This is a genomic window from Flavobacterium sp. R1_16, from assembly GCF_057652095.1.
In genome coordinates, this window is the sequence record NZ_JBYFCG010000002.1 from 236,023 (window position 1) to 250,246 (window position 14,224).

At 32.6% G+C, this 14,224-nt stretch carries 13 protein-coding genes; 3 read left to right on the top strand and 10 right to left on the bottom strand.

Features of this window, described 5'->3' with window-relative positions; genetic code table 11:
* Nucleotides 1-61: 61 nt before the first annotated feature.
* The 7 genes from AC23L6_RS05455 to corA all read right to left on the bottom strand — a co-directional run bounded on the left by AC23L6_RS05455 (nucleotide 62) and on the right by corA (nucleotide 6,914).
* Nucleotides 62-817: a LytR/AlgR family response regulator transcription factor gene (locus AC23L6_RS05455; RefSeq protein ID WP_487561032.1), complete on the bottom strand. Its 756-nt coding sequence runs from the start codon at nucleotides 815-817 to the stop codon at nucleotides 62-64.
* A gap of 30 nt (nucleotides 818-847) precedes the next feature.
* Nucleotides 848-1,156 (bottom strand): 2TM domain-containing protein, encoded by a 309-nt coding sequence (locus AC23L6_RS05460; protein ID WP_487561030.1) that lies wholly within the window; start codon nucleotides 1,154-1,156, stop codon nucleotides 848-850.
* Between the two features lie 9 nt (nucleotides 1,157-1,165).
* Nucleotides 1,166-1,453 carry a 2TM domain-containing protein gene (locus AC23L6_RS05465; protein WP_487561029.1) on the bottom strand — a complete coding sequence of 96 codons (288 nt, stop codon included), beginning with the start codon at nucleotides 1,451-1,453 and terminating at the stop codon, nucleotides 1,166-1,168.
* Between the two features lie 2 nt (nucleotides 1,454-1,455).
* Nucleotides 1,456-2,790: a 2TM domain-containing protein gene (locus tag AC23L6_RS05470; protein WP_487561028.1), complete on the bottom strand. Its 1,335-nt coding sequence runs from the start codon at nucleotides 2,788-2,790 to the stop codon at nucleotides 1,456-1,458.
* A 35-nt stretch (nucleotides 2,791-2,825) separates the two neighbouring features.
* Nucleotides 2,826-3,446: a hypothetical protein gene (locus AC23L6_RS05475; RefSeq protein WP_487561027.1), complete on the bottom strand. Its 621-nt coding sequence runs from the start codon at nucleotides 3,444-3,446 to the stop codon at nucleotides 2,826-2,828.
* Nucleotides 3,447-3,563: 117 nt separating this feature from the next.
* On the bottom strand, nucleotides 3,564-5,723 hold the full coding sequence (locus tag AC23L6_RS05480) for a TonB-dependent receptor (protein WP_487561026.1): 2,160 nt from the start codon (nucleotides 5,721-5,723) through the stop codon (nucleotides 3,564-3,566).
* A 108-nt stretch (nucleotides 5,724-5,831) separates the two neighbouring features.
* Entirely contained in the window at nucleotides 5,832-6,914 is a 1,083-nt protein-coding gene (gene corA, locus AC23L6_RS05485) for a magnesium/cobalt transporter CorA (protein ID WP_487561025.1), read from the bottom strand.
* A gap of 163 nt (nucleotides 6,915-7,077) precedes the next feature.
* Between corA and hutI the strand changes: the two genes are divergently transcribed.
* Nucleotides 7,078-8,307 (top strand): imidazolonepropionase, encoded by a 1,230-nt coding sequence (gene hutI, locus AC23L6_RS05490; protein WP_487561024.1) that lies wholly within the window; start codon nucleotides 7,078-7,080, stop codon nucleotides 8,305-8,307.
* Nucleotides 8,308-8,371: 64 nt separating this feature from the next.
* Here hutI and AC23L6_RS05495 read toward each other — a convergent pair whose 3' ends face one another.
* Nucleotides 8,372-9,262, bottom strand: a complete 891-nt coding sequence (locus tag AC23L6_RS05495) for a hypothetical protein (RefSeq protein ID WP_487561023.1) — start codon at nucleotides 9,260-9,262, stop codon at nucleotides 8,372-8,374.
* A gap of 96 nt (nucleotides 9,263-9,358) precedes the next feature.
* Between AC23L6_RS05495 and AC23L6_RS05500 the strand changes: the two genes are divergently transcribed.
* Both AC23L6_RS05500 and ettA read left to right on the top strand, forming a co-directional pair.
* On the top strand, nucleotides 9,359-10,426 hold the full coding sequence (locus AC23L6_RS05500; RefSeq protein WP_487561022.1) for a formimidoylglutamase: 1,068 nt from the start codon (nucleotides 9,359-9,361) through the stop codon (nucleotides 10,424-10,426).
* A 48-nt stretch (nucleotides 10,427-10,474) separates the two neighbouring features.
* A complete protein-coding gene (gene ettA / locus AC23L6_RS05505) occupies nucleotides 10,475-12,169 on the top strand; it encodes an energy-dependent translational throttle protein EttA (RefSeq protein WP_487561021.1) in 1,695 nt (564 codons plus the stop codon).
* 98 nt (nucleotides 12,170-12,267) lie between these two features.
* Here the strand turns inward: ettA and AC23L6_RS05510 are convergent, their stop codons facing one another.
* Together AC23L6_RS05510 and AC23L6_RS05515 are read right to left on the bottom strand one after the other, a co-directional pair.
* The gene (locus AC23L6_RS05510; RefSeq protein ID WP_487561020.1) at nucleotides 12,268-12,720 is read right to left on the bottom strand and encodes an Hsp20/alpha crystallin family protein; all 453 of its coding nucleotides are present in this window, start codon (nucleotides 12,718-12,720) and stop codon (nucleotides 12,268-12,270) included.
* Between the two features lie 159 nt (nucleotides 12,721-12,879).
* A complete protein-coding gene (locus tag AC23L6_RS05515) occupies nucleotides 12,880-14,133 on the bottom strand; it encodes a DEAD/DEAH box helicase (protein WP_487561019.1) in 1,254 nt (417 codons plus the stop codon).
* Nucleotides 14,134-14,224 lie beyond the last annotated feature (91 nt).

Here is a 14,224-nt window from a genome sequence, read left to right on the forward strand (position 1 = left end):
TTAAAATATTGATAATTAATTATTTGAAAAATTTTAAATGAATTTATACTTTAGAATAAATTTATCCTATCCAAGACTTAAAATCTGTAACTTTTTCTCTGCTCACAATAACTTCTTCTTCCTTGTATGAAGGTAAAATTAGCTTTAATCTAGAATTATTGTACACTACAATTTCCTTAATTGCTTTGAAGGAAACGATAAATTTTCTACTGATTCTAAAGAAATCTTTTACATCTAATTCTTTTTCCAAAACTTCCAAACTACTATCGATTAGATAATTTCTATTATCAAAAGTATGTATGTAAGTACCTTTATTTTCACTAAAAAAACATTCTATTTCTTCTGCTGTAATTACCTTTAAATGCTGCCCTATTTTAATCGTAAATCGTTTTTTATACACTTTATCAAATGGATTGGAAAACATTTCTCTAATTTGATTAAAATCCAACTGCAACAACTCTTGTTTGGGTTGCCTATTTTTGAATTTAGTAATTGCCACCTCTAAATCTTCTTCATCAATGGGCTTTAGGAGATAATCTATACTATTCAATTTAAAAGCCCTAAGTGCATATTCATCGTATGCTGTTGTAAATATCACAGCGCTGTTTATACTTACTTTTTCAAAAATTTCAAAAGACAACCCATCTGATAATTGAATGTCCAGGAAAATCAAATCTGGATGTTGATGTATGGAAAACCATTCTATTGCCTCTTCAACTGAATGTAAAAGTGTTTTAACTTCCATACCAAGCTTTTCAATCTTTCGCTGGAGTAATCTGGCAGCAGGCTTTTCGTCTTCGATAATGATGATATTCATGGTTTGAACTTGATTATTTTTTACTACAAATTATTCCCATTTGTTATTTTTTTCTTTATCCATCAACTCTTTAATCTTTTTTTCTTCCCAATTTTTTCCCATTACCATGCTAGGTAAAAAAACGGACAATCCATGAGCAACTAAACCTATTCCCCAGAAGAAAGCTGTGGAAAAATTTTTGAATTGAAAATAACTTTCACCTTCACCTAGGTGTTGGATATTGACAATTGCAATCATCAGGTTTATTACCACATAAACAATAGCATGAGTGTAAAATCCTTTAATTTTTTTTACCCTTTTTAACGCCTCTTGGTATTTAATTTCGTCTAAATTTTCCATAACTTTTTCTTATTGTTTTTTGATATTTTCTTGCTCAATAAATTCCCTAATTTTTCTTTTTTCCCATTCTTTTATTGAAAACCAACGAAAAGCATGTGTAGCATGAAAAAAGAGTCCTATACCCCAACCAAACATAGTCCATAAAAACCATAAATACTCTGGAGTATACTTCAAATTAATATAGATTAACATTGCCATAATTATAAGATAAGTGGCAAAATGCACATAAAACCCCTTTATTTTCTCAACTTGTTTTCTGGCTCGTTGATATCTTTCGTATTCATTGTTTGCTTCCATTTTTAATTCCATTTGCTGTTATTCTCTTTATTTAATATCTCCTGAATTTTCTTTTCTTCCCACGATTTGCCATAACCAAAGGTTTCAAATGCATGAAAACTGAGTCCTAATCCCCAACCTAACATTGGGAACCAAAACCATTGAAAGCTTGTAGTACTAAGGTTAATTAGAATCAAAATGGGAATTACACAACAATACGAAATTAGATTACCGTAAAAGCCTTTGAGTTTCTCAACTCGTTCCTTAGCCCTAACGTAGGACATATTTTCTGTAAGTTTGTTTTTTGTTTCCATAAATGTGATTTGTTTGGTCAAAATTGGAATTAGCACTCTAAAAGCAAATTCGTTTTCGTCAATAAGCACTTTTCGCTCTGAAATAAGGGCGTAACGCGCAACGATATTCTGCAAGCCTACACCTTTTCTGTCTTGTAATACCTCTTTCTTTTGGAGATTATTTTCTATAACCAAATAATTATTTTCGATATAAATTTTAATGTATAAAGGTTTCTGCTCGCTAGCACTATTATGTTTAATTGTATTTTCTAAAAGAAGCTGCAATGATAGTGGTACAACTTTTGCCTCAGGATGATTATAATTAACGGGCAACTCATAGCTTATGCTATTTTCAAATCTCATTTTCAGCAAGTTCATATACGTTTTAGCAAAAGCCAATTCTTCTTCAACCAAAACCAATTCTTTATCTTTTTGTTCCAAAACATATCTGTAAATTTTAGATAAAGAAGTGGTAAATTTTTGGGCATTTTCGGGATTTTCCTCTATCAACGAGCTCAGTACATTTAAGCTGTTAAAAAGAAAATGGGGATCAATTTGATTTTTAAGACTTTCAAACTTAGCAGATGCATTTCCGGCTATTACTTTCTGTTCTTTGAGTTTATTTTCTTGATACCATTTATAGAGATAGATAAAGTGGACTATCAATAAAACTACAAATGTAAAAACCGATGCAACTATGTAATTTGAAGCCTTCTCCTCTTTAAAAAATATACTTAGTGATTGTTTTTCTATACCAACGCTAATAAAAAGTCTCAAAAGAAAAATCACAAATAAAGAAAGGACAAAAGAAGCTAAGAAACCAATGGCAATTCTTCGTCTTGAAAATCTTTCGTTGATAAAAATTTTATCTAACAATAGAAACAAATAGGTATTGGCAAGATGTAAAGCAAAACTGTACAAAAGTGTGTAGAAAAAAGTTAATCTTAATCGCTCATCAAATTGAACAGTTTCACCATTGAGAAACCTTATAAGATTAATTATTCCGAAAATAGTTAATCCTATAAAAAAGGCTCTTGGTAATTCTTTTATATAACTATTTTTCATTTCTTTCTTTTGCTTCTATTCTACTTGACTCAAACTTATTTACAATTTTTCAATGTTTCCTGAGCTCTTTCTAGTCCCCAGGTGGGAGAAAATGGTGTTTCAGGTTTAAAAGTAGCAAAAAGTCCAATAGCTTTTTCAATTTGAGCGCATAAAGGTTTTGTGTCAACTCCTGTCCATTTTGCTCCTCCCATTTGAAAATCGGCTTTGCCAAAAATCACTCGGGGATTATTTGGGTCAAGCGACTCTGCTTTATCATACATTTCCATTGTTTTGGCGGACAATTTCATCCCATTAGTCATTGGGTCATATACAATCCAAGCCGTATAAATTAGGGCTTGCAAAACATATAATTCAGCGTTATTTTGATTCTTTACCATCTCAATGTCTAAAGCATTTTGTGCTTTTGTAAGTAATCCATTTATTTTCTCTTTATCTTGAGTACCAAAAGAGGCAGTGGTGTTGACAAGTGCTACATAATAATTAGGCAACCAACTCGATTTTTCTGCTGATGCAATGCGTTCAAACAAGTCTGATGCTTCCGAATTTTTACCTTCGCCCCATAGTTGAAAAGCTTGTCCCATACCTTGCTCAAATTGACCTTGAGCTGACAATAAACTACTTATAAATAATGCGATTACAATACTAATTTTAGTCATGATTTTATTTTTTAATTGTTATTACTACTGATTTACTGAACAAATTTATTTTGAAAATTATTGCTTTAAAATTTAAACTTACTGAACTGTCGTTTTTAAAGGATGAACCGTTTATTCCTATAAATTTTTCAACTGATTGTCCTTCTTATTTTTACTTATCGTCCAAAAATAACCTATGAAGAAAAATTGATCTGCTGTTGGCTGTATCTCGGTTCTATCAAAAAAACCATTCGAATCAGGACTTGTTGAATAGTTGTATCCAAAAACATTCTTAGTACCTAAAACATTAGAAATAGATAAGTATAAAATCTTTTGAGAAGTTACTAAATAAGCCCAATTAAAGCTCAAACTGTTGTAGGATTTTGTTACTCCATTCATGAACTTCAATTCGTTGGGGTTATTGTAAGGTCGCCCGGAACTGAATGTATTAGTAAAACCAATTTGCGATTTCCAGTCTGTAATCCAATATTTTGTAACAATTGACAGATTATGATTGGAAACAAAGTTAGGTGTGGCTTGTATTGGAAAATTTTTATACTTTCTTTGGGTATCAATAAAAGAGTAAGAAATCCAATATTCTAAATTTTTAATCGTTTTCCCATCTCTCCAAAACAAATCCAAACCTTTTGCGAAGCCAGAACCCGTATTGGAATAAACTGAATTGAATTGTGGTACATCGTTTTCATATTTTACCAAATTATCATATTTTTTATAATACACTTCGGCTCTTAAGGTTTTATTTTCACGATTATATTGGTAATTAAAAATATAATGCTGTGCCTTTTCACTTTCAAACTGATGAAATTTAGAATACTTGATATAATCCACACTAGGCGTTTGAGTAAAATCACCATAAGCGAAAGACAATTGACTGCTTTTTGCTATTTTGTATGCCAATGAAACCCTTGGAGAAAAAGTAGTCTCACTTAATAAATCATTATTTGAAGCTCTTACACCTACTTTTGCAGCCATTTTTTTAGAGAAAAAAAGATCTGCTTCACTGTAAATAGCTGCAATAGAAGAATCATAACCACTAGTGCTAATTGCACTATAACGCTGTTTAAAATCTTCATCAAATTTCGTGATAAAATAGTCTGAACCAAACGATATCTTCAAACGTTCAAAAATACTCTTTTTAAGTTTCAGTTTCAAATGAACTGCGTTTTCTGAATTTGTAACTCTATCTAAATCAATATCTATATTATTTTTACTATAACCATAACTTAAACCAGAAACAATTTGCCAATTACCCCAAAAGTTACCTTTATAAGAAGCATTTGAATAAAAATTATTGTTTTTCAAATCAACTCTAGTTGTTTGCGGAAAATTAATATTCGTTTGATTAACATCAAATTGAGACGAGTCAAAAGCGGCATAGACTTTTAAAATTCCATTGTTAAAATTATACCGATACACCGACTCACCCGAAAGCGATTGAAAAGGAGAATTCCAACTCACATTTTGAGGAATCACAGCTTGATAAGGCGCAAGATTGATATAATTAGCATTAATACTCAATGAACTCTTGTTCCATTTTTGAGTATTCCCCAATCCAAGTCCAACGGTCATTAAACCTATATCTGTTTTACTTTGATCGGGTTCGTCTTGGGTATTCAACAATAAAACACTTGACAACGCTTCACCATATTCCGCTGAATAACCTCCAGTTGAAAACGAAATTCCACTAAATAAAAAAGGAGAAAATCGACCTCGAGTAGGCAAATTTTCGGTACTAGCGCCATAAGGTTGAGCCACTCTGATACCGTCTATAAATGTTTGTGTTTCGTTAGCTTCACCTCCACGAACGAACAGACGCCCATTCTCGCTCACATTTTGTGTACCTGGTAACGTTTGTAAAGCAGCAACAATATCGCCCAATGACCCTGCTGTAGTAACAATATCTAAAGGTTTCAGGACAGAAACCCTCGCCTTATCTCCAGCTTCTAGAGTTCCCGCAGTAATAACAACTGTATCAAGTGAAGTAACACTTTCTCTTAATTTGACCGTTTTATTTTTAAAATCTGAAACGTCTATTATTGTTCTTGAAGTTTCATAGATTAAAGAGCTTATAACCAAAGTATGATTCCCCTTTTGGTTCGTTACAAAAATAAAATCCCCATTATCATTACTAGAAGTACCATCATAAGTACCTTCTATAAAAATGTTCGCTCCAGCTATGGAGTTTCCCTTTTCATCCACTATTTTACCTGATAAGGTGTTTTGTGAAAAAATGATTGTAGTACAAAAAAGAATTAATAAAGTAAAAATTGCCCTCATAAATTTGAATTTTATGAAGCAAATGTATTACGGCTTTTTTTGTGATAAAATAGTAATGAACTGAACTGTTGAATTCTTGGGATGAATTGTAATTTTAATTGATTTCCATCAAAACCACTTCTTCTTTTTGAAATAATACACCATAGCTAATGCAATTGCTATCATTATCGCGATAACGATATAATATCCATAGGCATATTCCAATTCAGGCATGTGTTTAAAATTCATTCCATAGACTCCTACCAAAAAAGTCAATGGCATGAAAATAACTGAAACTACTGTTAGAATTTTCATGATCTCATTCATGCGATGGCTTTGAGAAGAAAAATAAAAACTAGAGGCACTATCCAACGTGTTCATGTCATACTCAATTTGCTCTAATATCTCTAATGATTTTTGGTGCAATCGAGCGAAAAAACTGTAATTTGCTTTATCAATTCCATCATAATCATCTTCATCATGCTCACTTTTTAAATTAAACAAAGCATCACGTAAAGGCAAAATAGAACGCTTTAAGAAATTCAAATCCTCTCTGTTTTTCTCAATTAGTACCAAAACATCTGGTTTATCGCTTGATTTGGCTTCTATCAATATCGCTTCTATACAATCTTCATAGTATTCTATAGTGATGTAAAAATTTTCCATAACAGCATCAAGAAGCAGATACAACAAATAATCGTTTCTTTTTTTACGAACAATTCCGCTGTGAGTTTTGATTCTCTCTCTTATATGGGTAAAAAAATCACTCTTTTTCTCCTGAAATGAAACTAATAAATTCTCTTTTAACAAAAAACTAATTTGTTCAACGTGCACATGGTCATCGTCTTCTCCTGGCAAAATGGATTTGATGCTAAAAAAAAGAATCTGATCCAATTCTTCCATTTTACTTCTTCTAGAAACATTTAAAATATCACTTATTATAAACGGTTCAATAAAAAGCATTTCACCTATTTTTTTTATTAGCTCCACATCATGTAATCCATGAATATTCAACCACTTTACATCTTCTGTTTGAAGTTCATCATTGATTTCCTTTTGAATTCTATCAAGAGAAACTTTTTTGTATTCTTCATAACCAGCATCATCATAAACAAACAACTGCATTTCTACAGGATCCGTTTTGTGAACACCCGTATATTCATAATAATTGGGCTGAATCTTTCTGACTTTTCTATATTTTATTCTTTTCATATGTGTAAATTTCATTTGTTTTGGGTCACATATGTAATCGCTTTCTTTTCATCGGAGTTTGTTTGCAACAAACTTATTAGTAATAGCGATGCCAAAACACAATAATTTGTCATAAAGATAGGAGTTTTTAAATTTCCATTTTACATTTACAGAAAAATCTCTTATGCAAACACTCATTGTCAATATAAAAGAATTACTGCAAGTAAGAGATACTACTATTGAAAAAGTATCTGGTAAAGAAATGGGAATCCTTCCTACTCTTAAAAATGCATTTTTATGGATAGAAAATGACGTTATTATTGATTTTGGGCCAATGGAAAATTGTCCAAAAATTAATCCCGACCAAACCATTGATGCATCAGGAAAAATAGTATTACCCTCATGGTGTGACAGTCATACCCATCTTGTCTATGCTGGCAATCGCGAACAAGAATTTGTTGACCGAATTAATGGATTGACCTATGAGCAAATAGCACAACGTGGCGGTGGTATTTTAAACTCAGCCAAAACACTACACAATACATCTGAGGAGGAGCTTTACAATCAATCTAAAATTCGATTAGAAGAAATCATAAGTCTTGGAACTGGAGCTGTTGAAATAAAATCTGGCTATGGACTTAGCCTAGAGGATGAATTGAAGATGCTTCGCGTTATTAGGCGTTTAAAAGAAGATTATCCTGTTGCTGTTAAAGCTACTTTTCTTGGCGCACATGCTTTTCCTGCCGAATTTAAAGAAAACCATCAAGGCTACATAGATGTAATAATTAATGAAATGCTTCCTAAAATTGCCGATGAACAGCTTGCAGAATTTATAGACGTTTTTTGTGAAAAAGGATATTTCTCTGTTGAAGAAACTGAACAAATTTTAAGTGCTGGAAAAAAATATGGATTGATACCAAAAATTCATGTGAATCAATTTAACGCTATTGGAGGAGTTCAGGCTGGAGTAAAACACCAAGCCCTTTCTATAGACCATTTAGAAATACTAACTCCTAGTGACATCGAGGCTATAAAAAACTCAGTAACTATGCCTGTTGCCTTACCATCTTGTTCTTATTTTCTTGGAATTCCGTATACCCCTGCAAGAGAAATAATTGATGAAGGACTACCTCTGGCACTAGCTACAGATTTCAATCCGGGTTCGTCTCCTTCGGGAAATATGAATTTTGTAGTTGCAACAGCCTGTATTAAAATGAAAATGACACCTGAAGAAGCCATCAATGCCGCTACAATAAATGGGGCTTATGCTATGGGAATTTCGCAAACTCATGGAAGTATTACCAAAGGTAAGAAAGCCAATTTAATTATTACCAAACCGCTACATTCGTTCTATCAATTACCGTATGCTTTTGGCAGTAATTTAATTGACCAAGTTATTATCAATGGAAAATAAAGTATAACATAAAAAAAGGAATCCAATTGGATTCCTTTTTCTAATTATTAATTCTTAACTCCTTCTATCTCAAACTAAAGCTTGATTTTGATACTAATTCACCATTGTCAAAAACATTTACAAAGTAAGTGCCTTTTTCAAAATCTTTTCCTGGTAAATCCTGAGAAACATCAACCGTTTTATTTTGGAATTTAACAGTAGTTACAAAACTATATGTTAATGAATTACTTCCGAAAGATTCGGTTTTCTTTTCACCTAAAACATTGTTTTTACTATCAATCACTTGAACATAGTAGGTTTTGTCACCTGATTTAGCTACTTTATTTTCAGCAATAGTGAAACTAATTTTTAAAATATCGGCTCTACTTGCTTTGTCAGTTTCAATTTGTTTTCCTGAACTTCTTAATTTATAAGCTGCTGTTTTCAAATTCAAAACACTTAATTTAGAAGCTATTTCAACTGTTTTAGCCAATTCTTCATTTTGACCAATAAGTACTTCATTGTATTTTTTAGATTCTCCTAGCACCATTACAGTACTATCTCTTTGTGTAGTAAGTGTTTCATTAGCTTTCTTTAATGCCTCATTTTCTTGCATCAACCCTTTCATTTTGGTTTCTAATGCAAAATATTGGCTTTTATACTTAGCCATTGAAGCGGCATCTCCTTTTGATTTTTTCAAATCAGCTAATAAATTCACCACTTTTTCTCTCTCAGCAATTAACTCATCAGACATCGAAGTATTTTCTGCAATTGCAGCATCATAGGTAGCTTTTAGCTCTTCTAAATCTTTCATAACCGCATCTTTTTCTGATATGGTCTTTGTCAATTCTGTTTGTTGCGCTTTGGCATCAGAAGTCATTTTAAAGATATACACCAAACTCCCTATAAGAAGTACCGCCAGTATTGCTATTACTGCTTTTAAATTTGAATTGTTTTTTTGTTCTTGATTTTCCATAGTTAAGTTTATATTGTTTTAACAAAAATAATAATATTTAAGGTAATAACGTATGTTTGTATTAATATATTATTTTTGAATGTTAAAAAAAGATACATGGAGAAATTAATTCCTTTTCATGCAAGTGATTTAACCAAGATTACTCACTACAGAAGCGGTGAGATAAAATTTGGAGAAAAAATGATTACTGTACCAAAAGGTGCTAACATTACAACATTTATAAAAAGTTGTCCCGCCAGATATGTTTTATTGGGCATTCCAGAAGATATTGGTGTTCGAGCCAATTTTGGCAGACCTGGAGCGGCTTCAGCTTGGGAATGCACCCTCAAAAGCATTGCTAATATTCAGTACAATCGTTTTTGCAAAGGAAATGAATTACTAATTTTAGGGCAATTAGATGTATCGGAAGAAATGAAAACTGTAGAAAATTTAAATTTTCATCATATCGCCGATAGAAAAAAACTTAGTGATTTAGTAGTTAGTATTGACAAAGAAGTTGCACATATCATCTCCATAATAGTTAAATCCGGGAAAATACCAATAGTTATTGGCGGTGGACACAACAATTCCTATGGAAACATAAAAGGAGCTGCATTAGCAAAAGGAAAACCCATCAATGCCATTAATTTTGATGCGCATTCCGATTTCAGAATTCTTGAAGGAAGACACAGCGGCAATGGCTTTTCCTATGCTTACGAGGACGGTTTTCTAAACAAATATTTTATCTTTGGTCTCCATGAAAACTATACTTCCAAAAAGGTATTAAGCAATATAAAAAAAATTCATAGTCGAGTTCGTTACAACACTTATGATGAAATTGCTATAAGAAAATATAAAAATTTTGAAAAAGAGCTCACAGTAGCCTTAGAATTTATAAAGAACGATTCATACGGTATTGAAATAGATTTAGATGCGATTCCGAACATTGCTAGCAGTGCGATGACCATCAGCGGATTCTCTGTTGAACAGTTGAGACAGTTTATCCATTTTTTTGGTAAAAATCAAAATGCTACTTATTTACATATTTGTGAAGGTGCTCCCGATTTATGCAGTGAAAAAGACAACAACCTCATAGGAAAACTTATAGGATACTTAATAACCGATTTCATGAAAGCCAATGACCCATTAGAGGGTATAATTAATGCTATAGAAGTGAAATTGTAACCATAATACACTGAAAATTAAATTATAATAAACAAAAACTAATCAATTATGTCAGACGATAAAAAAGTGATTTTCTCCATGCAAAAAGTGAGTAAATCCTATCAAGGAAGTGATAAACAAGTATTAAAAAACATCTATTTAAGCTTTTTTTATGGAGCAAAAATAGGTATACTTGGATTAAATGGTTCAGGAAAATCCTCTCTATTAAAAATTATAGCAGGAGTAGATAAAAATTATCAAGGTGATATCGTTTTTCAGCAGGGATACACAGTTGGCTACTTAGAACAAGAACCAAAATTAGATGAAAGCAAAACTGTAATTGAAATTGTCCGCGAAGGTGTAGCCGAAACAATGGCTATTTTGGATGAGTTCAATAAAATAAATGATATGTTTGGTTTGCCAGAAGTTTATGAAGATGCAGACAAGATGCAAAAACTAATGGACAGGCAAGCCGAATTACAAGACCGTATTGATGCTGCTGGAGCATGGGAAATAGATAACAAGCTAGAAGTAGCTATGGATGCTCTGAGAACTCCAGATGGAGATATGCCAATTAGTGTATTATCAGGAGGAGAAAAACGAAGAGTAGCTTTGTGTCGTTTGTTATTGCAACAACCCGATGTATTACTTTTAGATGAGCCTACCAACCATTTAGATGCTGAGAGTGTATTGTGGCTAGAACAACATTTGGCTCAATATGCTGGAACAGTTATAGCTGTAACTCACGATAGATATTTTCTAGACAACGTTGCTGGATGGATTTTAGAATTAGACAGAGGCGAGGGTATTCCATGGAAAGGAAACTATTCTTCTTGGCTAGACCAAAAGTCAAAACGTATGGAACAGGAAGAAAAAGTAGCCTCAAAGCGTAGAAAAACACTTGAAAGGGAGTTGGAATGGGTACGCCAAGGAGCAAAAGGACGGCAAACTAAACAAAAAGCGCGTTTACAAAATTATGACAAGCTTTTAAACGAAGATCAAAAACAATTGGATGAAAAATTAGAAATCTATATTCCAAATGGTCCGCGTTTAGGTACCAATGTAATTGAGGCTAAAGGTGTAGCAAAAGCATTTGGTGATAAGCTGTTGTATGATAATTTGAATTTTACTTTGCCTCAAGCTGGTATTGTAGGAATTATTGGTCCTAATGGTGCTGGTAAATCTACTATTTTTAGAATGATTATGGGTGAGGAACAACCTGACAGTGGTAAATTTACGATAGGAGATACTGTAAAAATTGCCTACGTAGATCAGTCGCATTCAAACATAGACCCTAATAAATCCATTTGGGAAAACTTTTGTGATGGTCAAGAGTTGATTATGATGGGGGGACGACAAGTCAATTCAAGAGCGTATTTATCTCGTTTTAACTTTGGAGGAAGTGAACAAAACAAAAAAGTATCGGCATTATCAGGAGGTGAACGTAACCGTCTGCATTTGGCGATGACATTAAAAGAAGAAGGAAACGTATTGCTACTCGATGAACCAACAAATGATTTGGATATTAATACACTTAGAGCACTAGAGGAAGGTCTAGAAAACTTTGCTGGCTGTGCCGTAGTAATTTCGCACGATAGATGGTTCTTAGACAGAATTTGTACCCATATACTTGCCTTTGAAGGCAATTCTGAAGTATATTATTTCGAAGGAGGTTTCTCTGAATATGAAGAAAACAAGAAAAAACGTTTAGGTGGTGATTTAACCCCAAAACGATTGAAATACAGAAAACTAATTAGAAATTAGGGCTCTACAATTTTTAACTTTCATTTAAAAAAAGCAGCACCATTTGAATTCAAATGATGCTGCTTTTTTAGTTGATTCTTATCAACTTCAATCAAGATTTATTTAACATCAATTCTTTTGGTTACTCTTTTTTTACTACCTTCTTTTTTAGCAATGGTAACATGAAGCACACCATCTTTGTAATTCGCATTAATTTTACTTTCGTCTATAGATTCTGGAAGATAAAATGAACGATAGAATGAATGATAACTGAATTCTTTACGAACATAATTATCTTTTTTTCTTTTTTCTTCGTGTTCTTCTTCTTTTTCAGATGAAATTTTAAGAATGTGATTTTCAATTTCTACTTTAAAATCTTCTTTTTTCATACCAGGAGCTGCCAATTCCACTTCTAATTGAGTATCTGTTTCTTTCAAGTTTGCAGAAGGTAAATTGCTACCAAGTGCAGTAAAATTTTTATCTGTCCAATCGAACAAATCTCTTGAAAAAAATTCGTCTAGAAAGGTGTTCACCATGGGGAACGATCCATTTCTTTTAACTAAAGTTTCCATAATTTTATATTTTAAAATGTTTATTTAATTTCCTTATTAAAGGTACTAAATAATTTCAGATTTCGAAACAAAAATCGAGGATATTTTTATGTTAAATAATTGACAGTAAGAACTTTAGTGTTAAAATATAAAACACCATTTAGAAGCATTTAAAAAGCTTTAGTACCAGCGTTTTTTATTCTGTTTTGAAGCTGTTGATTTTCTCGATTTATGAGATCCTCCACTCCTATTAGAATTTTTTTGTGGTGTTTTTTCTGTTGATTCTTGACTTCCAGAATGCCAAGGATAAGGATGATCTTTTATTGTGATGACCTCAACTTTTATTAATTTGATAATATCCTTCCAGTAAGGTTCTTCATCCTTGCTGCAAAAAGAGATGGCAATCCCCCCATTTCCTGCTCGACCTGTTCTACCTATTCTGTGAACATAGGTCTCAGGGATATTTGGTAAATCAAAATTGATTACAAATGGCAATTGGTCAATATCGATTCCGCGGGCAGCAATATCTGTGGCCACTAAAACTCCCACTTCTTTGTTTTTAAAGGCATCAAGAACTCTTTGTCTTGCGGTTTGCGATTTATCACCGTGAATAGCTTCAGCCGCTACTCCGTGTTTCCGTAAGGCCTTAACCACATTATCAGCACCATGCTTAGTTCTAGAAAAAACCAATACGTCCGATAGCTTTTCATTTCGAATTAAATGATATAATAAATTTCTTTTTTCTGATTTTTCAACAAAATAAATGCGCTGTTCTACCTTTTCTGCTGTCGATGATACAGGAGAAACTGTTACCGATGCGGGGTCTTTTAAAAACATCTCTGCCAATTCTCTAATAGCAATGGGCATAGTTGCAGAGAATAATAGGGTTTGCCTATTATTGGGTGTTAACTTTACTATTTTTTTTACATCATTAACAAAACCCATATCTAACATCTGATCGGCTTCATCCAATACTAAGGTGTGCAGGTGATTCAAGTCTATAAATCCCTGTTTGTGCAAGTCTAATAACCGCCCAGGAGTTGCTATCAAAACATCTATCCCTTTTCGCAAAACATTTACCTGCGGAATTTGAGAAACACCCCCAAAAATAGTCAGTTGAGTCAAATTGGTATACTTCCCATATTTATCAAAATTTTGACCTATTTGGACAGCTAATTCTCTCGTTGGTGTTATGATGAGTGCACGTATTGTTTTGGTTTTTTTGGAAGAACCCACCATTCGGTGCAATTGATGAATAATTGGTATAGCAAACGCTGCCGTTTTACCTGTACCTGTTTGTGCGCAACCTACCAAATCCCTTCCTGATAAAACGATGGGGATGGCTTGTTCTTGTATTGGAGTTGCTTCAGTATAGCCTTCTTCAAAAACGGCTTTTTGGATACTTTTGGAAAGTGATAAATCTTCAAATAACATTTTCTATATTTTAAAAATCCCTCAAAAGTGATAGGATTCAGGGCAAAGATAGTTTATTTAATTTACTTGTTTTTTTTGAATACCTTTATTA